22 protein-coding genes are annotated in these 22481 nt (G+C 40.2%); 9 read left to right on the plus strand and 13 right to left on the minus strand.

Going from position 1 to position 22481, the window contains the following annotated elements; translation table 11 throughout:
* Positions 1-17: 17 nt before the first annotated feature.
* The 9 genes from Q4557_RS10625 to speE all read right to left on the minus strand — a co-directional run bounded on the left by Q4557_RS10625 (position 18) and on the right by speE (position 8184).
* A complete protein-coding gene (locus Q4557_RS10625; protein WP_102438249.1) occupies positions 18-896 on the minus strand; it encodes a RimK/LysX family protein in 879 nt (292 codons plus the stop codon).
* Positions 897-950: 54 nt separating this feature from the next.
* Positions 951-1301 carry a DUF3802 family protein gene (locus Q4557_RS10630; protein WP_102438251.1) on the minus strand — a complete coding sequence of 117 codons (351 nt, stop codon included), beginning with the start codon at positions 1299-1301 and terminating at the stop codon, positions 951-953.
* Between the two features lie 57 nt (positions 1302-1358).
* Positions 1359-1934: a YceI family protein gene (locus Q4557_RS10635; RefSeq protein WP_303412580.1), complete on the minus strand. Its 576-nt coding sequence runs from the start codon at positions 1932-1934 to the stop codon at positions 1359-1361.
* 131 nt (positions 1935-2065) lie between these two features.
* On the minus strand, positions 2066-2515 hold the full coding sequence (locus Q4557_RS10640; RefSeq protein WP_303412582.1) for a YaiI/YqxD family protein: 450 nt from the start codon (positions 2513-2515) through the stop codon (positions 2066-2068).
* Between the two features lie 60 nt (positions 2516-2575).
* Positions 2576-3214: a pyridoxamine 5'-phosphate oxidase gene (gene pdxH, locus Q4557_RS10645; protein ID WP_102438257.1), complete on the minus strand. Its 639-nt coding sequence runs from the start codon at positions 3212-3214 to the stop codon at positions 2576-2578.
* A gap of 206 nt (positions 3215-3420) precedes the next feature.
* Entirely contained in the window at positions 3421-4353 is a 933-nt protein-coding gene (gene speB / locus Q4557_RS10650) for an agmatinase (protein ID WP_102519666.1), read from the minus strand.
* A 30-nt stretch (positions 4354-4383) separates the two neighbouring features.
* On the minus strand, positions 4384-5313 hold the full coding sequence (locus tag Q4557_RS10655) for an adenosylmethionine decarboxylase (RefSeq protein ID WP_303412585.1): 930 nt from the start codon (positions 5311-5313) through the stop codon (positions 4384-4386).
* A 50-nt stretch (positions 5314-5363) separates the two neighbouring features.
* Entirely contained in the window at positions 5364-7277 is a 1914-nt protein-coding gene (gene speA / locus Q4557_RS10660; protein WP_102438263.1) for a biosynthetic arginine decarboxylase, read from the minus strand.
* Positions 7278-7305: 28 nt separating this feature from the next.
* Entirely contained in the window at positions 7306-8184 is an 879-nt protein-coding gene (gene speE / locus Q4557_RS10665) for a polyamine aminopropyltransferase (RefSeq protein WP_198589280.1), read from the minus strand.
* 492 nt (positions 8185-8676) lie between these two features.
* Here speE and Q4557_RS10670 point away from each other — a divergent pair, with 492 nt between their 5' ends.
* The 4 genes from Q4557_RS10670 to Q4557_RS10685 all read left to right on the plus strand — a co-directional run bounded on the left by Q4557_RS10670 (position 8677) and on the right by Q4557_RS10685 (position 12151).
* Positions 8677-9510, plus strand: a complete 834-nt coding sequence (locus Q4557_RS10670) for a S1 RNA-binding domain-containing protein (RefSeq protein ID WP_102438265.1) — start codon at positions 8677-8679, stop codon at positions 9508-9510.
* A gap of 78 nt (positions 9511-9588) precedes the next feature.
* A complete protein-coding gene (locus Q4557_RS10675) occupies positions 9589-10248 on the plus strand; it encodes a YceH family protein (protein WP_303412589.1) in 660 nt (219 codons plus the stop codon).
* Positions 10249-10418: 170 nt separating this feature from the next.
* The gene (locus Q4557_RS10680) at positions 10419-11252 is read left to right on the plus strand and encodes an ABC transporter permease subunit (RefSeq protein WP_102476226.1); all 834 of its coding nucleotides are present in this window, start codon (positions 10419-10421) and stop codon (positions 11250-11252) included.
* Entirely contained in the window at positions 11249-12151 is a 903-nt protein-coding gene (locus tag Q4557_RS10685; protein WP_303412593.1) for an ABC transporter ATP-binding protein, read from the plus strand. Before Q4557_RS10680 ends, Q4557_RS10685 begins: the two co-directional genes overlap by 4 nt.
* A gap of 698 nt (positions 12152-12849) precedes the next feature.
* On the opposite strand, the gene Q4557_RS10690 is transcribed toward Q4557_RS10685, so the two are convergent.
* From Q4557_RS10690 to Q4557_RS10700, 3 genes are all read right to left on the minus strand, one after another.
* Positions 12850-13056, minus strand: coding sequence for a cold-shock protein (locus Q4557_RS10690; RefSeq protein ID WP_012155714.1), 207 nt, complete (start codon positions 13054-13056; stop codon positions 12850-12852).
* 279 nt (positions 13057-13335) lie between these two features.
* Positions 13336-14205 (minus strand): 23S rRNA (guanine(745)-N(1))-methyltransferase, encoded by an 870-nt coding sequence (rlmA, locus tag Q4557_RS10695; protein ID WP_102531168.1) that lies wholly within the window; start codon positions 14203-14205, stop codon positions 13336-13338.
* A gap of 212 nt (positions 14206-14417) precedes the next feature.
* Positions 14418-15257, minus strand: a complete 840-nt coding sequence (locus tag Q4557_RS10700) for a hypothetical protein (protein WP_102438273.1) — start codon at positions 15255-15257, stop codon at positions 14418-14420.
* A gap of 283 nt (positions 15258-15540) precedes the next feature.
* On the opposite strand from Q4557_RS10700, the gene sbcB reads away from it, so the two are divergent.
* The 4 genes from sbcB (at position 15541) to Q4557_RS10720 (ending at position 19120) form a co-directional block, all read left to right on the plus strand.
* A complete protein-coding gene (gene sbcB, locus Q4557_RS10705) occupies positions 15541-16953 on the plus strand; it encodes an exodeoxyribonuclease I (RefSeq protein ID WP_102519660.1) in 1413 nt (470 codons plus the stop codon).
* 42 nt (positions 16954-16995) lie between these two features.
* Entirely contained in the window at positions 16996-17886 is an 891-nt protein-coding gene (gene cdd / locus Q4557_RS10710; protein WP_303412604.1) for a cytidine deaminase, read from the plus strand.
* A gap of 252 nt (positions 17887-18138) precedes the next feature.
* Complete coding sequence (locus tag Q4557_RS10715) at positions 18139-18762, plus strand: LysE family translocator (RefSeq protein ID WP_102438280.1); 624 nt, start codon at positions 18139-18141, stop codon at positions 18760-18762.
* Positions 18763-18808: 46 nt separating this feature from the next.
* Positions 18809-19120, plus strand: a complete 312-nt coding sequence (locus tag Q4557_RS10720) for a putative quinol monooxygenase (RefSeq protein ID WP_303412606.1) — start codon at positions 18809-18811, stop codon at positions 19118-19120.
* 83 nt (positions 19121-19203) lie between these two features.
* Here Q4557_RS10720 and Q4557_RS10725 read toward each other — a convergent pair whose 3' ends face one another.
* Positions 19204-20388 carry a GNAT family N-acetyltransferase gene (locus tag Q4557_RS10725; RefSeq protein ID WP_303412608.1) on the minus strand — a complete coding sequence of 395 codons (1185 nt, stop codon included), beginning with the start codon at positions 20386-20388 and terminating at the stop codon, positions 19204-19206.
* Between the two features lie 89 nt (positions 20389-20477).
* Between Q4557_RS10725 and ggt the strand changes: the two genes are divergently transcribed.
* Positions 20478-22232 carry a gamma-glutamyltransferase gene (ggt, locus tag Q4557_RS10730; RefSeq protein WP_102476218.1) on the plus strand — a complete coding sequence of 585 codons (1755 nt, stop codon included), beginning with the start codon at positions 20478-20480 and terminating at the stop codon, positions 22230-22232.
* Positions 22233-22481 lie beyond the last annotated feature (249 nt).

Below are 22481 nucleotides of genomic sequence, written 5' to 3' on the forward strand. Positions count from 1 at the left end.
TGAATCTGTAAACAGGCTTACATGTCCACATCGACAATATAGTGGCCTTGCAGCCAATTACGTCCAATAAGCAATTTATAGGTCATTTTACTGCGATCACGTAAATTAACATCAACTTTGAACTCTTGGCCAGGTTCACCTAGCGTCAAGGTCACCATATAACGGATTTCACTGCCTTGTGCATTACGGATTAAGGAAGTGCTATGAATTCGAGCTGTGACCTGTGCTTTTTCACCCTTCTCGTTCATGGTGGTAAAAGTGACATCTTTACCGACATTGTTCTCCATGTTGCTTTTGTCTTCACCAATAATATGCAGGTTAGTAGCGTGTAATGAATTCTCAACGGCGCCGGTATCAATGCGGGTATCAAATATTAACCCTGACTCTACAATGCTAATGTCTGCAGTAGGGCCAATTAGTTTTTGCTCTGAAACATCAACCACATATTTACCTTTTAACCAATTGCGACCTATGAGTAATTTATAATCCATGGAGGCACGATTACGAAGATTAACTTTTACCGTACGGGTGCTGTCACCGAATGTTATAGGTAACTTAACCGCGTAGCGGGTTTCAGTGCCTTGGGAGTTACTGACGGTCGAAGTACCAACAATTTTGGCACTAACTTGCTGCTGCTGACCCTTTTCGTTTTCTGTGGTAAACGAAACGGTTTTACCAACATTATCCTTCATTTTCTTTGCACTGCCGCCTAACACCTTTATATTAAGTGCATGCAATGAAGAGTTTACCGCTCCAGTATCCATACGAGCCTCAAATACAATGCCGCCTTGGCTCACTGACATCATTTCAGTTTGCCCCAACACTTGTTTTTCAGCCGCCACTGATGAAAAAGACATACAAATGAATAGCATTGCACCAACAAGAGATTTAAACATGCAGGTTCCTAATAATGAATATAAATAATTAAAATAATGACGTTAAAAATAGGTTTATCTGAGAAGTTGCTCGATTTCTTTATCGAATAAGTTCTTAATAAGCCCTGAGAACTCAGTGATAAAAATACTCTGCTCCGCCGTAGCATTATGCTTAGCGACACTGGCGAGAATTTCTTCAAGATCATAAACAATGGCATCAATTTCTCGAATGATGTCATTTCTTTGTTCAAATGAAAGCTTGGGGTTTTGACCACATACCATGATGATTTGGGCTGATAACTGATCTTCAAATAATTCTAAAACCGTTTGATTGTTAATGCTGCTGGCTTCAGACTTTTCAAATAGGCCTAAATGTTCAGTTAAATATTGAATTAGATGAATATAACCGTCTTTATCTGTGACCATTACTTACCTTAATGAGGTGGCTTTTGTATGTGATTCACACAAAAGCCACAATTCGTTTTATTGCGATAACGTTAATACAAACGACACGGGTACCGCTAAGCTTATACTGCCAAGGCCAGCGATTTCGCGCAACTTATTCACCCCGTCAGTTAAACCAAAATCTGCCGCTTGCACAATGACAGGAGACATACTGGTCACTACCATTTTTGTGTCTGATAATTTAGCGATCAACACATCAAATGATTGTTTCTTGGTTTTACCATGTAACTCAATTGTGCCATCAATTTGGGCCACTAACGTTGAGCCAACACTCAAATCAGCCACGAGTTGTGGATTAACCATCGAACTTAACTGTAGTTGCGGATATTTAGCCACTTCAAATAACATGGCCTGCATGCGTTCATCACGTATTTCAATACTGGTATCAACACTGACCAAATCAATCGTTAAGTTAAAGGCCCCTGCTGAGGTCAAATTACCACTGACTTGTTTAAAATCATGTACTTCAGCAACATCGGCTTGTTTAATTGAAATGAAGCTCACTTTTGAATGCGCTTGTTTCACTTGCCAATCTGCGGCCAACACTGAGGTGCTGAGTAATACTAATGGTAATACTGCGATCCATTTTTTCATCATTAATCCTTTTTGTGAATAAAAACAGTTAAATTATAGATTAAATTTTCTTAACTGGCTGGAACGCTATTATTATCACCATGATTCCGGTAAGGGTAAAACCTTGCTCTATACAACGACTCAAGAAATTTTTACAAGCGACTCAACCATTTATCTAATGCTTGCCCAAAAGCGTGTTTATCGGCTTGTGAAAAACTATTGGGCCCTGCAGTATGCACGCCGCTGCTTCTTAGCTCTTCCATAAAATCTCTCATGGTCAAACGTTGTTTTATGTTATCAACGGTATAGATATCACCGCGGGGATTAAACACCACGGCGCCTTTTTCAATGGCATCTGCCGCTAACGGAATATCACCGGTAATAACTAAATCACCACTATTTAATTGCTTAACAATGTAATTATCAGCTTCATCAAAACCTGAGCTGACTCTGACCACAGAAATATTAGCCGATGCTGGCACGCGGATCAGTTGATTGGCCACTAATATCAATGGCACTTTTTTGCGGTCGGCGGCGCGAAATAGCATTTCTTTAACCGGATTAGGACAGGCGTCGGCATCAACCCAAATTGTTTTACACATTCATTTTCTCGTCAATTTTTATCAGTACACATCAAACTTGCACGCAATTTAAGCCGTTTATCAAGGCGCAAGTCTATCGATAAGCCAATCGCTATCTTGTTTTTGATAAATAAAACGGTCATGCAAGCGGCGCTCGCCACCTTGCCAAAACTCAATACTGTCAGCTTTTACGCGGTAACCGCCCCAAAACTTTGGCAACGGCACTTCACCTTTGGCAAATTTATTCTTCATCTCATTAAATTTACCTTCAAGGGCTTGTCTTGCGCTAATTTTACTGGACTGTTTTGACACCCATGCAGCTATTTGACTGTCTTTAGGGCGGCTCATAAAGTACTTAGTCACTTCAAGCATGGATAACGGCTCTGCCACGCCAGTGACGGCGACTTGGCGCTCTAATGGATGCCATGGGAACAACAAACTGATTTTGGCATTGTGAGCCAATTGAGTGGCTTTACGGCTTTCTAGATTGGTGAAGAAAACAAAGCCATCATCATCAAACTTTTTTAATAGCACAATTCGTTGGAAAGGTTGCCCATGCTCATCAACAGTGGCTACGCACATAGCGGTTGGATCGGTTAATTGCGCGTCTTTGGCTTGCTCAATCCAAGTTTCAAATAACGTCATTGGATTAGCAGGGAGATCATTGCGCCTTAAACCACCTTGAGTATATTCACGGCGGATATCTGTTAAATCATTCATATCTTTGCTAAACCTCGTTAGATGCAACTGTCTTTGTATATGTTGCCATTATACTCACGAACACTGATATATGATCATGACAATATTGACAAATATTATCAGCATTGAAAAACAATTCATTTCCGATAAAAAAAACCAACGATGAACGTTGGTTTTATAAAGGAGCATTTTAAGTGTTTAGTCGTTAATTTAAGACTAATTTGCGACTATTTTTTTACTAAACCTTTGCCTGCAGCCCAAACGTGGAGCATTTCCAGCCCTAAGGTTGCCCCAGCTAAAGCGGTAATATCAGCAGAATCATAGGCTGGTGCTACTTCAACTACGTCCATACCAACTATGTTCATGCCACGTAAGCCGCGGATGATCTTCATCGCTTTATCACTGGTTAAGCCACCACAAACTGGCGTACCAGTACCTGGCGCGTAAGCAGGATCTAAACAATCAATATCAAAGGTCACATAAAGCGGCATATCGCCCACTCTCGCTTTAATTTGTTCGACAATTTGTTCAGCAGTTAAATCATTGGCCTGTGCAGCATCAATCACTTTAAATAGATGATCGGCGGCATTAAATTCAGTACGAATACCAATCTGAATTGAATTTTCAGGCGCAATTAAACCTTCATTAGGCGCATGATAAAACATAGTGCCATGGTCGTATTTACTGCCTTGGCTATATGTATCGGTATGTGCATCAAAATGCAGCAAAGCCATTTTGCCGTACTTTTTATGATGAGCACGCAGCAGTGGTAAAGTCACAAAGTGATCGCCACCAAAACTGAGTAGTGCTTTATCTGCATCAAGAATACGGGTGGCAAACGCTTCTAAACGGCTGGTGAAATCTTCTTGATCGCCACAATCAAACACTAAGTCGCCAGCATCAACAATATTGATGGTTTCGCTTAAGCTGAAATCCCATGGCCAACGAGTTTCTTCCCACGCAAGGTTGACTGATGCACGGCGAATGGCTTCAGGGCCCATGCGGCCACCAGAGCGACCCGTGGTGGCCATATCGAAAGGCAAACCAATAACCACCACATCGGCATCTGTTTCAGTGGGTTTAAAATCTAATGGCTGACGTAAGTAGCCAAATGCATTTGAATACAAAGAGTAATCTGCTTTTTCAGCAAAAGTGCTCATAAAAATCTCCGTAATGGCTTAAGCCAATAACTACAAATATTCTGGGATCAACACTTCATGACAAAGCTGCTGATAATGACTGAAATCAATGGTATAGCCTTGCTCAGTAGCTAATGAGCAACTTCCTAAACATAGATGTTCAGGGAACCCCTGAGTATTTCTCGGGGAGTTAAAGCCAATCACATCCCAGCTACCAGGGTTGAGAATGCCCAATAACTTGCCATAAACATCAACAGGATAATCTGCAAGATTGAGATTCGTTTCAAAGCTCACATAGGAGCTTTTTTCTTGCGGGGTGATATGAATGGTGAAATAGGACTCATCTTTGATGCCATTGATGGAATAACCAAAAGGCTCAAATAAAAAGTCATCAATAATAAAATCAGGAAATAGCACCGACAATTCAAGCAAGTCACGAATACCCAGTGCAGACTGATCTACGCCACGTAAATAATTCGCTGCAGCGCCATTAATGTGATACATCAATAGTTCATTAGTGACGTCAGTTGTTGGCGCAATAAATGGCTTTTTAGTACTGAACAAATAATGATGATGCGAGTCTAAGTGACCAATGCGATAGGCATTTCCGGTTACTGTTTGACGAATTTTAGTCAAATCTTCTTTAAATGAACTTGATTGTAAATGCGACAAATACTCGTTTTTACGCTGGTAACTGGCAAAAGCAATTGCTTGCTCCCCAACGTGGTCGATAAATGACATAACCGCATCAGCAAGGGTTGTCGTGCCGCACGTTAGCATCACAAAGCGATCATCCCAAACAAATAAGCTCGACTCGCTAAGCAAGTAGGCGTCGCAATAATCATTACTCACTGAAGATAAAATTTCAGCATTGGCACAAGCAACGATACCAGCCCAAAAAGGCTGGCCCAAATGCCGTAATCTAACATTGGAGTCAGCAATGATGACTTCAATTTTCTTTTCTGAACCTTCAAAAAACATAAATTAAACCTAAAACAGCGGCGCGCATTATCCGCGCCGCAAAAACACTTTTACGAGAAATCTTCTAAATAGGTATAACCTTTTAGACCTAACTGTAACTCTTCCAAAATTGATGCTCTTTCATCTTCAGCAATATGCTGATTCACAAGCTCTTCATAGGTACGCATAAATGCAACTGCATCAAGATTGACATAACGCAGCACATCAGCAACGGTATCGCCAGCCAACACAGACTCAATATTAGGTAAGCCATTGTCTTCTACACGCACAACCGCAGAATTGGTATCACCAAATAAGTTATGCATATCACCTAAAATTTCTTGATAAGCACCGACCATGAAAAAGCCAATCAAATATGGACTTTCAGCTGACCATGCAGGCACAGGTAACGTCGTTTCAATGCCTTGGCCATCAACATATTGATCAACAATACCGTCTGAATCACAGGTAATATCAAGCATGACCGCGCGTCTTTCAGGTGGCTTATCTAAACCGCTTAACGGCAATATTGGGAACACCTGATCAATCCCCCAAGCATCTGGAATTGATTGAAATAATGAAAAGTTAACAAAGAACTTATCTGCTAATTTTTCATTCAACTCATCAATAATAGGGCGATGGAAACGGTTATTATTACTTAATAAGCTTTTAAGTGCATGACAAACACGTAAATTGGTTTGCTCAGCCCAAGCGCGCTGCATTAAGGTCAATTGACCCATTGAGAATAATGAATGCGCTTCAGCAATATCACTTTGCGTATCATGATAAATTTCGATAATGGCGCGGCTATCTGGGCGCTCACTCATATCCGTCCATGACATCCACATGTTGTGCAGTAACTGCGGCGCACTCTCTTCAGGCGGATGGATCTCTTCAGGATAGTATGACTCGGTGCCAATCACATCAGTAATTAACACGGCATGATGCGCGGTTAAATGGCGACCTGATTCTGAAATAATTCGTGGCATAGGTTGGTCGTATTCATTACAAATATCGGTTAACACATTAACGATATTGTTAGCGTACTCAGCTAAGCCGTAATTCATCGAGTTATTACTTTGGCTTCGGGTACCATCATAATCTACGGCTAAACCACCACCGACATCGAAAGTATCAATCAAGGCGCCCATTTCACGTAATTCACAATAAAAACGTGCGGCTTCACTCACACCTTGGCGAATATCGCGAATATTGGCAATTTGCGAACCTAAGTGGAAATGGATAAGTTGCAATGATTCCATCTTATCGACGCGCTTTAACTCATTGAGCACTTTTAGTACTTGAGCTGCAGATAAACCAAATTTGGATTTTTCGCCGCCACTGGCTTGCCACTTGCCTTTACCTTGGAAAGCTAAACGGGTACGTAAACCTAAACGTGGTGTCACCCCAAGTTTTGCTGACTCTTCGAGAATTAGCTTAAGCTCTGAATACTTCTCAATGACGATATAAACTTTATGACCTAGCTTTTCACCAATTAAGGCTAAGCGAACATACTCTTTATCTTTATAGCCGTTACAAACAATAACTGAGCTGGCTTTTTGCGCCATCGCCAGTACCGCCATTAATTCAGGTTTACTACCTGCTTCAAGGCCAAGTTGTGGCACTTCTTTAGACTTTTGACTGGCAAGAATTTCTTCAACTACGGTTTGCTGTTGATTCACTTTGATCGGATAAACTAATAAATAGTCATTCTGATACTCGTATTTTTGTATAGCGGCATTAAACGCATCACATAAGTTTTCAACTCGGCGATGCAAAATTTGCGGAAAACGCACTAATACAGGTAACGACACCCCAGCTTTAACCATATCTTTGGCGAGTTCATTTAAGCCAATGGTACAGTTTTGTTTGGATGGATCTGGAGTAACAGTCACTTCGCCATCATCTGCAATACCAAAATACTGCTGGCTCCAATGAGTCACGTTATAGCTTGCACGTGCATTTTCGATAGACCAATCTTTCATATTTTTTATTCCGTCTATATCAAGCAAATTATGCAGTGGTTACTTGCGCACTTTTGACTGCATTTTCTACAAAAGCTGGCAATGCAAAACTTGCCATATGAAGAGCAGGCGTATAATAACGAGTATTAATGTTTGCCGTCTCGAACCGTTGGGTTAATGTTGCTAAATCTTGCTGTCTGGCACACACATTATCGGTAGCCCACGCAAATGCCATGGTGCCACCAATATAAGTCGGTACTGCTGCAGTGTAAAACCAGCAGTCTTTTACATAAGGGCTCATTCTACGAACCGTATCTTGTATTTCTTCAGGCTGTAAAAAAGCCACACCGTTTTGGGCCACAAAAATCCCCTGCTCAGTTAAGCAGCGTTTACAATTTTCATAAAATGGTGAACTAAACAGTACTTCACCAGGCCCCACCGGATCAGTGCAATCAGAGATAATCACATCAAACTTGTCTTGGCACTGGGCAATAAAATGCATGCCATCATCAATGACCAAGTTTACTCTTGGGTCTTCAAACGCACCTTGAGAATGCTGCGGGAAATAGGTTTTACACATCTCAACCACATTAGCATCGATCTCAACCATAGTAACCTGCTCAATCGCGCTATGTTTAAGCACTTGCCTTAGCATACCGCCATCGCCGCCACCAATAATGAGTACTCGTTTGGCTTTACCATGGGCAATAATAGGTACATGAGTCATCATTTCATGATAAACAAATTCATCTTTTTCAGTGGTTTGAATCGCACCATTTAACGCCATAACACGGCCAAATGTTTTATTTTCAAAAATACTTAAATGCCACTGCTGTGTTTTTTGTTCAAACAAAACCTGCTCAACCTCAAAATACTGACCATAGCCAGCGTGCAATGTTTCGTAATAAATATCTGATTTGTTTATCATGTTATAAAAGTCCAACGTGGTTATTTTTGTAATAACACCACGTAGAAATAAGTGAGCAAAAAGAGTCATACAAAGCGACCAAAACGATGTGGTCATGAACGACTCAGTTAATAGCAAACAATCAAGCCTCAATACCTGCTGTGCGCTAGCCATAGCAAACAGTCTCACGGTTATGACACAACAGAAACTTGAAAAGTGCAAATAAAAAAGCGGCGCAATTAAACCCTGCTAACCGGTTAAATGCAAGCAAGAAAAATCCATTTTAATATAAAAATATCTTAATATTTAGCCACTGCAAATTGATGATGTTTTTTTTGTTGAATAACAGAAACTTACTAACAAATAGCAATAGCATGTTATCTGACAGTATAGATGATCGTCATCACCTAAAATTAACTTCAATGAGTTTGTTTAGAAACCCAAGTTACAAGCAAGCTGATTGCGTATATAATCAAACTGTTTTTTCATAACCTAAGTTAACCAGAGTCGCGAATGATACAGATCGGAAAGAAATACTCCCTAGAGGTCGTTAAACAAGTTAATTTTGGCGTTTACCTAAATGCTGAAGAACTTGGGCAAGTGCTGTTACCCAATAAATTTGCCCCTAAAGGCTGTCAAGTCGGCGATATGGTAGATGTTTTTCTTTATCTCGATTCTGAAGATATTGTTATTGCGACCACCCAAACACCTTATGCACAAGTGGGGGAATTTGCTTATTTAGAGGCCATTGCTACTGGTCCTTTTGGCGCATTTTTAGATTGGGGCTTAGATAAAGATTTATTATTGCCTTTTGGTGAGCAGCATCGACACATTGAAGAAGGTAAGTCATACCTAGTTTATGTTCATGCCAATAGAGCCGATGAACGCATTATGGCATCAGCAAAAGTCGATAAGTTTTTAGACAAGACACCTGCTGAATATCAAGTGGGTGAAGAAGTTGACTTAATCATTGGTGGCACCACTGATTTAGGTTTCAAAGCCATTATTAATAATGCCCATTGGGGCGTGCTTTATCAAAATGAAGTATTCCAACGCCTAAGCTTTGGTCAATCAATCAAAGGCTATATCAAGCTAGTTCGTGAAGATGGCAAAGTGGATTTAATTTTACAAAAAGACAGCCAACAAAGCTTTGATAAAAATGCTGAAACCATTATTAATAAACTGCACCGCGCAGGTGGTTTTTTACCATTAAATGACAAAACTGATTCAGCGATTATTTACGAGCAACTCGCCATGAGCAAAAAAGCCTTCAAACGCAGCATTGGCGGTTTATTCAAAGCGAAACAAATTAGCATTGAAGCTGACGGCATTAGATTACTTAAATAGCAGCCTAAATAGCCAAATTATTTGATAAAAAGCATGGTTCTGTTATAACAAACCATGCTTTTTTATTTGGAGTAATTTATGGAACTTAGCAATCTGGAAGCCCGCATTATTGGCTGTTTATTAGAAAAAGAAATTACTACCCCTGAGCAATACCCGCTTTCAATCAATTCAATCACCCTTGCCTGTAACCAAAAAAGTAGTCGTGAACCCGTCATGGCATTAAGCGAGACTGAAGTACAAACCATTATTGATGATTTAGCCAAGAAGCGACTTATCAGTGAGCAGTCAGGTTTTGGCAGTCGAGTGGTAAAATACAAGCATCGTTTTTGTAATACCGAGTTCAGTGACTTACAGCTTAGTAGTGATCAACTTGCAGTGATAATTGTGATGCTGCTACGTGGGCCACAAACGCCCGGTGAGCTCAAAACCCGCTGTAATCGACTACATGCTTTTGAAACGCCTCAGCAAGTCGAATCCACATTACAAGCGCTAGCCAGCCGTGAAGAGCCGTTAATCGTCCAATTGCCCCGCGAAGCTGGCCGTCGTGATAATCGTTACGCACAATTATTTTCTGATAAGCAATACCTTGAACAAGGCACAACATCATTCGATGCCAGTGTTGCAAGCACGCCATCAGCAGCAGATAAACAAGCCTTAGCCGCTAGAGTGGAGCAACTTGAAACCCAAGTCAGTGAGTTAACTCAGCGCCTTCAAGAACTCGAGCAATTATTAAACTAACACTGTTAATAAATAAGCATCTACACTCAAGCCACTTTTTATACTGCGTGCTCAGCAAACAACACTGTTGAGCACAGCTTGCCGGTAATTTAACAAAAATTAATCTGATAAATAGTAGCGATAAAGTATGATGACTAAAATATTATTGTATTTGCAAGGATTGATACTAAATGGATTCAACTCAAAGACCTTCAGCAATACGCCAATTATGGCTCATTGCCTCCTATGAGGTCAGTAAACGTTTTACCAATACCAAAGGCATTGCAGCATTAATCGCCTTTTCCTTGATCTGGGCGATTATCCTTTTATACCCAGTTAATAGTGCCTCTAGCTACCTACTCGAACCCGCAACCAAAGACTTGGTCCAAGGTCTATACGGCCCTGGCACCTTAGATCAATTATTTAATTGGTCTGTGGCTGAATTTGCAGTGTTTTGGTGTATTGCTTTATATCTGTTTCCTTTTTTCAGTATTTTCATTACTGCAGATCAATTTAGTTCTGATAAACAAAGAGGATCATTCCGATTTTTAAGCCTCAGAGTCAGTAGAGACAGTATTTTCTTTGGCCGTTTTTTAGGGCAAATGCTTATTCAATCAAGCCTATTACTACTGACCATTATCGCCACTCTTGTGATGGTAATAAGTCGTGATGCCAGTTTACTTGGCGATGCAGTAATTAGCGGCTTTGCGGTATTCTTGAGTATCACTATCGTCCTTTTACCCTATACCGCAGTGATGGCAGTGTTATCTTGGTACGCCAACTCTGCCAGAATGGCCAGCATTTATGCGGTAATCCTTTGGGCACTCAGCGGTATCGTCATAGCCATTATTAATAGTCAGCTACCTGCAGTTTCGTTCATTAGCTGGGTATTGCCGGGTTCACAGTTATCTTTAATGATTAATACTCAGGGTCTTGGCTCGCTTATTTACGCCCCGATCCCAATCATTCAAGCCATAGTTATCCTTGCACTTGGCCGAATTTACATGCAAAGGAGTGCACTATGAAGTTAATTACCTGTACTAATATTTCTAAGCAATATGGCAATAAAGTGGCGCTATCTAATATCAATCTGTCACTTGATGCTGGTGCGCCTATCGCGCTTGTAGGCCCTAATGGCGCCGGCAAAACTACCCTTTTTAGCTTACTTTGTGGTTTTATTCATCCCAGTAATGGTGAAATAAGCATTTTTGGGGAAAAGCCAGGCAGTGCTAAATTACAAAATATTGTCTCAGCTTTACCACAAGACGCCGCGTTAGACCCCAACTTTAGTATAGTGTCGCAACTTACTTTTTTTGGTAAATTACAAGGTATGTCAGGTAAGAAAGCTAAGCAAGAAGCACTTAGAGTGCTTGAATTAGTTGACTTAACTAGCTCAGCGCAAATGTTACCTAAAAGCCTCAGTCATGGAATGAGTAAACGAGTTTCGATCGCTCAAGCGCTGATAGGTTCGCCTAAACTGGTATTACTTGATGAACCCACTGCAGGGCTTGATCCTGTTAACGCAAAAAAAATCCGTCAAATAGTAAAAGACTTATCAGTAGAAACGACTTTTGTTATTAGCTCCCATAATTTAGAAGAGCTTGAAAAACTGTGCGATCAAGTTGTCTATTTAGAGAACGGTCAGCTACAACAATCGGTGTCAATGAAAGCTGATGCTGAAACCGCCTTTTTAACCTTGACGATGCAGCAAGCAGACATTAGTGCACTAAGTGATAAGGTGCGTTTACTGCCTAATATCCTCAATGTGAAAATTAACAACGATGAGCAAATAATTATTGAGCACCGTATAGATGTAAGCTTTAGCTTAGAGTTGTCATTACTAACATTATTTAGCGAGCAAGGATGGCAATATAAAGCAATGATGAAAGGACGAAGCTTAGAAGAAACACTGTTTTCAAATTAAGCAGCATTAAGTTGATTAAATCTAACAAACCCAGCAATTATTGCTGGGTTTTAATTTTTAAAAGCAATTAACAAAAACGTGACCCCCGTCACACCTAGCACCCTCAATAATTTCAAATCGCTCTTAATCTGCACTTGCTCCCAAAATAAAAATGTCGATTTTTTAACTGTAAAAACAACATTGAACGATGACTTTATCTGCTTAGTAAACCTGATAGAAGCGTATACATTTTGCAATTAGCTAAATCAAATCAACATAAGAAAACATACAGCTGAAACTGGCTGACTAGGACAAATCAGCAAATTGTAGATTTCCATAGGTGGCTATAACGCCCAAAATCCAAGGTTCAAATAACGAAAATAGAGTGAGAAACAGACTGGGAAAACACTAAGAAATCGGCAGTAACGAAATAGCAATCACAGTAAATAAATAGTAAAAGTATTTCAGATGCAGATAAAAGCGAGGCAAAAAATGGAGTGGATTGATGCTTCTAAGCTGATGGAATGCAACTAAAGAGAGAGTCACCAAATCAACATCTAAACTAGCAGAGCATACTGCAACAACAAGGGTTAAAACAACTTATCAACCTAAGTTATTGAAATAAAGGTATTTAAACAAAGGATAGTTAAAAAAAGCAAAAAAAAACTGTAGTCAAAGACTACAGCTTTATTAATTATACTAGCCGAAGCTAGAAATAATTAAACTACAGTAACGTTCTCAGCTTGAGGACCTTTTTGTCCTTGAGTAACAGTGAACTGTACTTTTTGACCTTCGTCAAGAGTTTTGAAACCGTCTGAGTTGATAGCACGGAAGTGAACGAATACGTCTGGACCAGACTCTTGCTCGATAAATCCGAAACCTTTATCAGAGTTGAACCACTTAACAACACCAGTAACTTGAGACATGATATAAATCCTGTATATATAAATTAAAGCCTTAACGGCAGTAGAGCTGAAAATGCCGGTTTTACTTATGTTCACAGGACGAAACTGGTCGTATTGAAACACATAAACTAAGCCCAACCTTCAAGCCCGATAGATTATGAACCTTTTTGCGGGTATGTCAACTAAATCGCTATATAATTTGATATAGATGCTACAACAACAATATTCAGTGCTCGGACTAACAAAATTCACAACTAAATATCAGATTCAAATAGTAAAATACCAGTTCTATATGACAAATCAATTACGGATGTGAATTTCGATACTAAAGTCTAACTCGCAGCTAAGCCCTTGATTTGAAATTTCAGCCTTTTGCTCAGCTGTTAATTTCCATGCATAGGGAGTCATATTCAAAAAGTTTTCAATATCAACGACTTTAGATAACTCAAGCCGATACTGTAATCGCTCCTGATGTAAGCAGCTAAAGCCCTCAATCTGCGCTTTGGCTTCATCATGGGGTTTGGGCTCACTGTAAATAATTTTTTTCATTGCAAAATGGTGCATTGGCCCAGGTGCTACGGTAATTAAAATAGCCCCTTTTTTAAGTACCCGTTGCAACTCTTCTACTTTTGACGGTGCATAAATACGAATAGCCAAATCAAACGCTGACGCTGAAAACGGCATCTCATAAGCGCTAGCAACACAAAAGTCCATTTGTGGATAACGTTTAGAGGCGTAACGTATCGCAGACTTTGAGATATCTAACCCTTGTAAGTGACATGTTTGTTCAACATTGGCTTTTGGGACGGTAACAAGCGAATTATTGCTTGCATTTAAGGCGCTATTTGCATTTAAAGCGCTATGAAGCCTGTTACTGTAATACCCCTCACCACAACCGATATCAAGCACGCATTGTGCATTAGCAGCATACTTAACCGCGAGCTGATTCACTTTCTCACTGAGCTTTTCATAATAGCCTTGGTTCAGAAATTCTCGGCGCGCTAGCATCATGTCTTTATTATCACCGGGGTCTTTGGAGTTTTTCTTCTGCACTGGAAGCAGGTTCACATAGCCCTCTTTAGCGCAATCAAATTGATGACGATTTTGACAATGCCATGATTTTTGGTGCAGTGATAACTCTGTTTGGCAGATTGGACAAATATATTGCATGACATAACTCTATAGAAATGAAAAAGGTGATTAAGTTGAATTCTAGCTTGTGATTTAAGTTATATTTAGAGATTAGTTAAGACTACAACTAATATAAATAGCACCGAAAACTTAAAATAGTCTCGGTTACTTATAATGCAGTTACTTACAATGCAGTTACTTACAATGCAGTTACTTACAAATAGTGTCGATTGATCCGCTGTAGCAAATAACTACTCATGTTCTTCAGTTAATTTATCAACCATTTGGCTAACATCCGCCGGAGCAAGCAAGCTAAAGCATTCAAGTTTACGCTGAAGATCTTCAACATTTTTTGATAACTCATTGGCTGCAGTAGCAAAATTAGTGCGCTGCTGCGATTGACTATAAGTTCTGAGTAACCAGCGGTGTTTATGACTGAGTAGATTATCTAACTTTATCAGCTGAGCGGCAATCACTGCGTTAACCTTATTATGCTCTGATGACAAATAAGCGGTTATTTCAGCTCGCACTTGTTCGATCTCACTCATATTTATCGCAATGGTTGCCGGCGCGTCTTCATAGTTAAAGCTGCGGGCTAATATCGCCCTTGCATGCATTAATGCTTTAGGTTCTTGATTAAGTCTAAAATCATCTTCAAGTTTAATGGCATCACCAAGCTGCCCTTTTACCTTAATTTGTAGAGCTTCAGCAAATGAAAAGACTAATGTGGTTCCCTGCCTTAACATGGTCGCGGATTTTTTCGGTGCGACACCTGAGCGAGTATACAAACGAAAGCCTTGGCCTACGCCACGTTTTAGCTGGCTAATGAGATTGTGATCATTATCTACAATCGTATTGACTTGCTCTTGAACAGACACCTTAAAAAGTGGCTGACAAGTTAAAATGATAGTCGCACCTTGCAGCACATTCGCATTATTAAACTTCAGCTCTTTTACTATGACCTCAGCAATAGGCTGGCTCAATGCCGGTAATATCGCAAAATCACTTACTTCATCAGGTAGGCTAAGATGTAAAGTCTGATGCTGATCCACTTCATATTTAACGGGCTGACTTAATAAATGGTTATACATGAACTTACCTCTGATTTTTTTAAATTGTAACCAGCAAAATGATTTGCGTCACCAATTAATACTTAAGCCTATAAAATTAAGTGCTTTTTACATAATTTAGCTTTAATGACAAAGCGGTTTTTATACCATCAACAAGGTTTAATAATTTGCTCAAACGTCCCTTAAACCAGCAAAAATGCTCGATGCTAGAGTTAAAATCCAGCCAAACAAGTTACCACAGGTAAACATTCGTAATTAACAGTGCTAAGATGGCAAAACATGAGTTATAGGACAATAGTTAATTATGGCAAGCGCTTTACAACCTACTCTCTTCTGGCACGATTACGAAACCTTCGGGGTAAGCCCAGCAAAAGATCGCCCTTCTCAGTTTGCAGGCATCCGTACTGATTATGATTTAAACATCATTGGTGAGCCTGAAAACTTTTATTGTAAGCAAGCAACTGATTATCTTCCTAAACCAGAAGCAATACTTGTTACAGGGATCACGCCGCAATTAGCCAATTTAAAAGGCATGGTTGAATCAGAGTTTATGGGGCGCATTAATACCATTTTCAGCCAGCCCAATACCTGTGTCGTTGGCTACAACTCACTAAGATTTGATGATGAAGTTAGCCGTTATGGTTTTTACCGTAATTTCATTGACCCTTATGCCCGTGAATGGCAAAACGGCAACACTCGCTGGGATATCATTGATTTAGTCAGAGCCTGTTATGCCTTTAGACCAGAAGGCATCAACTGGCCATTAAAAGAAGATGGCTCGCCAAGCTTTAAATTAGAACAGTTAACCCAAGCTAATGGCTTAAGTCATGAACAAGCCCATGATGCTATGAGTGATGTTTACGCCACCATTGCCATTGCAAAACTCATCAAAGAGAAACAACCTAAGTTATATGATTATTACTTTAACCTTCGTAATAAAAATAAAGTTGCCGAATTAATCCAAGGCGACTTTATGCAGCCTTTGGTACATGTGAGTTCTAAAATCAGTGCAGCTAAAGGATGTGTCACTTTAATCGCGCCTGTTGCGCCGCATCCATCCAATAAAAACGCCATGATTTGTATTAATTTGGCAATGGATATTAGCCCACTGATCGACTTATCGGTAGAAGATATCGTCGAGCGCATGTATACCTCACGTGCCGATTTAGCCCCAGATGAATTACCGATCCCGTTAAAGCAAATCCACGTCAATAAATGTCCATTTATTGGTACGCCTAAGTTACTCACTGAAGAAGTGGCAGCAAGGCACCAATTTGATATGGACTTTGCCCGTCAGCAATACAAACTGTTCAAACAGCACCCTGAGCTACGAGAAAAAATGCAGGCGGTATTCGAGGCGAATAATCACCCTGCAGCGACAGATCCTGATTTAATGCTTTATAGCGGCGGTTTTTTTAGCCGCGCCGATAAAGCCAAAATGGAAATGATCCGCAATACCAAAGCCGAAAACTTAGCCGCGCTTAATCTAGAATTTGACGATCCCCGCATTGAGCAGATGCTATTTCGCTATCGTGGCCGTAATTACCCAGAAACATTAAGCCACGATGAGTCATTAAGATGGCGAGAGTTTTGCCAACAACGTTTATCAGATGCCGATTATGTGATTAATCTCGAAAACTTGTTGGAAGAAACCAGCGACAATGAACATAAGCAGAAATTACTAAAAGCACTGTGCATGTATTTACAAGCCTTATAACGCAAGCTTTTAGTCATTAATCATTTTATAAAGGAATTGGTCATGCAAAATCGCTTTATTGATAGCATCACCCAACTACCCAAGCCACTGGTAAGCGCATTAATACCATTACTTAATGACGATTTTTGTGGCCATATTGATGCAAGCCAATTAGCTCAGCTCGTCACAGCATCGCAAATAGATGAAGAGCAATTACTACTGAGCTTGTTGCCAATTGCTGCCGCCCTCGCCAAGCCAAGTATTAGTGAATTTTATGTCGGCGCAATCGCCAAGGGTGAAAGTGGTGATATCTATATGGGAGCCAATTTTGAATTAGCTTCTGAAGCTCTATTTCATACCGTCCATGCCGAGCAAAGCGCGATAAGCCATGCATGGCTCAATGGCGAGCAAAAAATTATTGATATTGTTGTCAACTTTACCCCTTGCGGTCATTGTCGTCAGTTTATCAATGAATTGGTCGACGGCATTGGTATTAAAATTCACTTGCCAGGTCAGCAATCACAGTTACTTAGTCATTATTTACCCTATGCCTTTGGCCCTGCTGATTTGCAGGTGACAAAACCTTTATTATCAAAAAGTAACATTGAGTTTAGTTTAAGCTCTGATGATCCCATGATAATTGAAGCCATAGATCAAGCAGGCCTAAGCTATGCGCCTTATACCAATAATTATGCTGCAGTGGTACTAGAAACCAAAGACGGCAAAACCTATTGTGGACGTTATGCTGAAAATGCGGCATTCAACCCATCTATGATGCCAATGCAAATGGCGCTATCTAATTTAATTCGCCATAACCGTGAATACAGTGATATCAACCGCGTTGTACTCATTGAGTCATCAAAGGGCAAGATAAGCTTAGTCAATGCGTCTATGGATACCTTGCAAGCGGTGTGCGCCATAGAACTTGAACATATCGTGGTTGACCCAAGTTAACTTATTAAATCTAAGTGACTAAATCTAAGTGACTAAATCTAAGTGACTAAATCCAAGTGACTAAATTTAAACCACTATATTTAAGCCACTCAATTTTAAAAATAGCATTGAATACAATCCATCGGCACCTTTGCTATGGGTTGTATTCAAATAGCAATAAATTAAAACACAGCCACATTTACACTCACATCTTAAAGCCTTACACTCTGCTCTTCCTTACTCGCTTGTTTCTTTAATGACATTAGAACCTTCATGCCAGATTTAACCGTATTAGCTGTATTTATTCCCACTTTCTTTTTTGTATCGATCACTCCCGGTATGTGTATGACACTGGCAATGACCTTAGGTATGAGCATTGGCGTTAAACGCACCCTTTGGATGATGCTAGGTGAGCTTATTGGCGTGGCATTGGTGGCTATTGCGGCGGTGATGGGCGTTGCTAGCGTGATGCTAAACTACCCTGATATATTTGCAGTCTTAAAATGGTTGGGCGGCGCTTATCTTGCTTATATTGGCATTAATATGTGGCGTTCAAAAGGAAAAATGGCCATTATCGAAGGCCAGCAAACAGATACTAGCATCAGTAATTCCGCATTAATGTCACAAGGTTTTATAACCGCTATTGCCAACCCTAAGGGCTGGGCTTTTATGATTTCACTGCTGCCCCCTTTTATTAATGTAGACCAAGCTGTTGGAACGCAACTTTTCTGGTTATTGTCGATTATCATGCTCACAGAATCAGCTTCGATGTTAGCTTACGCCAGTGGCGGAAAGAGCTTGAGACTTTTTCTATCTCGTGGGGATAATATTAAATTAATGAATCGCATAGCGGGCAGTTTAATGGTCGGTGTTGGCTTATGGTTGGCCTTGGGATAATCGTATAAAACAGATAAGTACAAGACCTACGAACATGAGTAATGACATGAGCAATGCTATAAGTAATAGCATGAATAAAGTCACCTTAACAGGCTATATACTAGTCCCTGAGGCTGAATTAAAAGCGGTGATTGAAGCACTTAAGGTGCATAGCCAACTCACAAAACAAGAACCTGGCTGCTTATCATTTTCAGTCACACAAGATGCAAGCAACCCTGTTAAGTTTTACGTCTCTGAAACCTTTAAAAACCAACAAGCTTTTGGTCACCACCAGCAAAGAACAAGTCATTCTAACTGGGCCCTTGTGAGTAAAAATGTCAGCCGTCACTATCAATTCAATAGCCTCATCAAGGATTAAATAGCGGCTTGCAAAGCAGTCATTCAATATCCGTTGATAAAAAGCACACCATTTGGCTTAGTTTGTCAAAGCTAGCCAAAACGCTATTTATAAGGCGAACTTTCAGCTAACTGCTGCATGTATTGCTTTATGTGCCGTTGCTCCTGCAGGCAATAATCTTCGATAGCATTGCTAAAGCCTTGATGAGTAAGGTTATGATTAGAATAAGTTTCAATGGGGACAAAACCTCTGGCCACTTTGTGCTCACCTTGCGCCCCAGCATCAAACACCATAAGCCCGTTCGCTATGGCGTACTCAATACCTTGGTAATAACAGGTTTCAAAGTGTAAGCCGTCAATAAATTGTAAGCAGCCCCAGTAGCGGCCATATAAATGCGTATCAGTGGCAAAGTATAATGCAGAAGCGATTAATTGTGCCGGCTGGTGCGTTGTTGCATCTGACGCTTTTGTCACTAACAGCAACTTAATACTTGCGCCCATAGTCTTAGCGATTTGATAAAAAAACTCAGCAGATAAATAACCGCCATGACCTGAGCGTTTTAAATAGGTTTGTTGATAACAAGCAATAAAGCCTTGCCATTGCGCAGCGGTGGCTTTATCGCCATCAATAAACTCAAAATCCAAATTGTGCCTAGCTAAAGCCTTGCGCTCTTTAATGATATTTTTGCGTTTACGTGACACTAATTGCAGCAAAAAATCATCAAAGTGCTGATAGCTATGATTATGCCAATGAAACTGAGTGCCTAGCCTTGAAATATTATCTTGAGCTAAATTCAAATAATCAGCCTTGGGTAAAAACAAACAATGCCAAGAAGAGTAATACCCTTGCCCAAGTGTCTGATTTAGAAATTCACTCACTGCAGCGATGATCTCGGCTTTGTTTAAACTTGATTGACAGCAATCAAACCCAATACGCTCACCACTTACTGGTGTAAATGGCACCGCTAGCACTAACTTTGGGTAATAGCTTAAGTCATTACGCTCATAAGCCTCAGCCCACGCCCAATCAAACACGTACTCTCCCCAAGAGTGAGATTTTTCGTAACAAGGCGCAATAGCAACAATAACACCTGCTTGCTTTACCACAATATGTTTGGGCAACCAGCCCGATTGCTCTGAAACACATTGGCTTTGCTCTAATGCATTAAGGTAATCAAATGAAGTAAAGGGGTTTTGATCTGAAAAAATACGTTGCCACTCAGCTTTAGTAATAACAGACACCGAATCATAAAAGCCAATATTCAAGTCAATAGTGTGTGTGATAGACATATTCCCTTAAAAAGCACAGTTACATATTGTGTATTAGATCATAGTTATGGCACATTGCAACACATGATTAAAATTATAAAGGATTGAAAATGAGTTTCTTTTCAAAACTAAAACCGATCGTCATATCAACAAGTATTGCGCTGACGTTGAGCATATCATCTTTTACTTCCCTACAACTGCATGCTGCAAATGAACAATCGATTTATAGCCGTTCTGATACTTCACAACCAATTTGGGCCAAACATGGCATGGTTGCCAGCCAAGAATCACTTGCAACCCGCATTGGTGTCGATATTCTCAAACAAGGTGGTAATGCTGTTGATGCTGCTGTCGCGGTAGGGTTTGCATTAGCGGTCACCTTACCTAGAGCCGGTAATATTGGCGGTGGCGGCTTTATGTTAGTTCATCTTGAAAAAGAAGATAAAACCATTGCTATCGACTACCGCGAAACCGCGCCAGCAAAAGCCCACAAAGATATATTTTTAAATGAACAAGGTGATGTAGTAAAAAAACTTAGCCGTGAACATGGTTTAGCGGTTGGCGTGCCAGGCACTGTGATGGGGTTTGAACTTGCGCTAAACAAGTATGGCACCATGAGCATGAGCGAAGTCGTTAAACCTGCTATTGAACTTGCGCAAAAAGGCATTTTAATTAATTCAGACTTAGCAGATTCACTTGATGGATTAAAACGCCGTATTTCACAATGGCCAAGTTCTGCCAAAATATTTTATAAAAGTAATGGCGACAGTTTTGCCGTTAACGACACCTTAGTGCAAAAAGATTTAGCTCATTCATTATCATTAATTGCTAAGCATGGCAGTAAAGGCTTTTATCAAGGCGAAACCGCTGAGAAAATTGTGGCTGCGATTCAAGCTGCTGGCGGAATAATGAGCATGAATGATTTGAAAAACTATCAAGTCATTGAAAGAACACCTGTAACAGGCGAATACCGCGGCTATAAAGTGGTATCCATGCCACCCCCTTCTTCTGGTGGTATTCATATCATTGAAATGCTTAATGTACTCGAGCACTATCCTATTGAAGAGTTGGGTCACAATACTGCACAAACACTGCATTTAATGACGGAAACCATGAAGCATGCCTATGCTGACAGAAGTGAGTATTTGGGCGATCCTGATTTTCATAACGTGCCGACAGATAAACTCACTAGTCAAAAGTATGCTGATTCAATCGCTAAACAAATTGCCTATAACAAAGCCACGCCTAGTGCCGAAATTAAGCCTGGTGATTTATCCGTTTACGAAAGTAATCAAACCACTCATTACTCTGTGGTCGATAAATGGGGCAATGCTGTATCAAATACCTATACCCTAAACTTCAGTTATGGTTCTGGGCTGGTTGCTGCAGGTACCGGCATTTTACTTAACAATGAAATGGATGACTTTTCCGCAAAACCCGGTATTCCCAATGCCTATGGCTTAATCGGCGGTGAAGCCAATGCAATTGATGCTCATAAAAGGCCACTAAGCTCAATGAGTCCAACGATTGTGATGAAAGACGGTAAACCATTTTTGGTGACAGGCAGCCCTGGTGGTTCACGAATTATCACCACCACATTGCAAGTAATCATGAATGTCATTGACCATAAACTCAATATTGCAGAAGCCACTGCCGCAGCGCGAATTCACCATCAATGGCTGCCTGATTACATTGGTGTTGAAACCAGTTTAAATAACGATACGGTGACTTTACTGGAAGCCAAAGGCCATCAAGTTAAAACCAGTAGCGCAATGGGCAGCACTCAATCCATAGTGATAACCGACAAGGGGTTGTTTGGCGCATCTGATCCACGACGAGCAGGTTCAGAAACCCTAGGGCACTAAAAATAAACCTCAAACATCTGCATTAACTATTTATGGACAATCAGCTACAACATAAATAGTTAATGCGCCTTTGTAGCGCTAACATTCATTGTGCTTATTATTTAAACACCGCTATAAACAATAAAATCACTCAAGCTTTGTAGATTAAGCCTGCCGCTATTTTTCATATATCCCAGCAATCCTCCTAACTTTCTACTAATGATGATGTTCAAACTTATGCAATTACAGCTCTATTTATACGCAAGATTG

It is taken from the genome of Shewanella sp. 5_MG-2023 (assembly GCF_030547465.1).
In the GTDB taxonomy this organism is placed as follows: domain Bacteria; phylum Pseudomonadota; class Gammaproteobacteria; order Enterobacterales; family Shewanellaceae; genus Shewanella.

Excerpts from the sequence above, each read along its gene's own strand:
- Q4557_RS10625 (WP_102438249.1), bottom strand. The coding sequence starts at position 896 with ATGTTTAAATCTCTTGTTGGTGCAATGCTATTCATTTGTATGTCTTTT.
- Q4557_RS10630 (WP_102438251.1), bottom strand. The coding sequence starts at position 1,301 with ATGGTCACAGATAAAGACGGTTATATTCATCTAATTCAATATTTAACT.
- Q4557_RS10635 (WP_303412580.1), bottom strand. The coding sequence starts at position 1,934 with ATGAAAAAATGGATCGCAGTATTACCATTAGTATTACTCAGCACCTCA.
- Q4557_RS10640 (WP_303412582.1), bottom strand. The coding sequence starts at position 2,515 with ATGTGTAAAACAATTTGGGTTGATGCCGACGCCTGTCCTAATCCGGTT.
- pdxH (WP_102438257.1), bottom strand. The coding sequence starts at position 3,214 with ATGAATGATTTAACAGATATCCGCCGTGAATATACTCAAGGTGGTTTA.
- speB (WP_102519666.1), bottom strand. The coding sequence starts at position 4,353 with ATGAGCACTTTTGCTGAAAAAGCAGATTACTCTTTGTATTCAAATGCA.
- Q4557_RS10655 (WP_303412585.1), bottom strand. The coding sequence starts at position 5,313 with ATGTTTTTTGAAGGTTCAGAAAAGAAAATTGAAGTCATCATTGCTGAC.
- speA (WP_102438263.1), bottom strand. The coding sequence starts at position 7,277 with ATGAAAGATTGGTCTATCGAAAATGCACGTGCAAGCTATAACGTGACT.
- speE (WP_198589280.1), bottom strand. The coding sequence starts at position 8,184 with ATGATAAACAAATCAGATATTTATTACGAAACATTGCACGCTGGCTAT.
- Q4557_RS10670 (WP_102438265.1), top strand. The coding sequence starts at position 8,677 with ATGATACAGATCGGAAAGAAATACTCCCTAGAGGTCGTTAAACAAGTT.
- Q4557_RS10675 (WP_303412589.1), top strand. The coding sequence starts at position 9,589 with ATGGAACTTAGCAATCTGGAAGCCCGCATTATTGGCTGTTTATTAGAA.
- Q4557_RS10680 (WP_102476226.1), top strand. The coding sequence starts at position 10,419 with ATGGATTCAACTCAAAGACCTTCAGCAATACGCCAATTATGGCTCATT.
- Q4557_RS10685 (WP_303412593.1), top strand. The coding sequence starts at position 11,249 with ATGAAGTTAATTACCTGTACTAATATTTCTAAGCAATATGGCAATAAA.
- Q4557_RS10690 (WP_012155714.1), bottom strand. The coding sequence starts at position 13,056 with ATGTCTCAAGTTACTGGTGTTGTTAAGTGGTTCAACTCTGATAAAGGT.
- rlmA (WP_102531168.1), bottom strand. The coding sequence starts at position 14,205 with ATGCAATATATTTGTCCAATCTGCCAAACAGAGTTATCACTGCACCAA.
- Q4557_RS10700 (WP_102438273.1), bottom strand. The coding sequence starts at position 15,257 with ATGTATAACCATTTATTAAGTCAGCCCGTTAAATATGAAGTGGATCAG.
- sbcB (WP_102519660.1), top strand. The coding sequence starts at position 15,541 with ATGGCAAGCGCTTTACAACCTACTCTCTTCTGGCACGATTACGAAACC.
- cdd (WP_303412604.1), top strand. The coding sequence starts at position 16,996 with ATGCAAAATCGCTTTATTGATAGCATCACCCAACTACCCAAGCCACTG.
- Q4557_RS10715 (WP_102438280.1), top strand. The coding sequence starts at position 18,139 with ATGCCAGATTTAACCGTATTAGCTGTATTTATTCCCACTTTCTTTTTT.
- Q4557_RS10720 (WP_303412606.1), top strand. The coding sequence starts at position 18,809 with ATGAGCAATGCTATAAGTAATAGCATGAATAAAGTCACCTTAACAGGC.
- Q4557_RS10725 (WP_303412608.1), bottom strand. The coding sequence starts at position 20,388 with ATGTCTATCACACACACTATTGACTTGAATATTGGCTTTTATGATTCG.
- ggt (WP_102476218.1), top strand. The coding sequence starts at position 20,478 with ATGAGTTTCTTTTCAAAACTAAAACCGATCGTCATATCAACAAGTATT.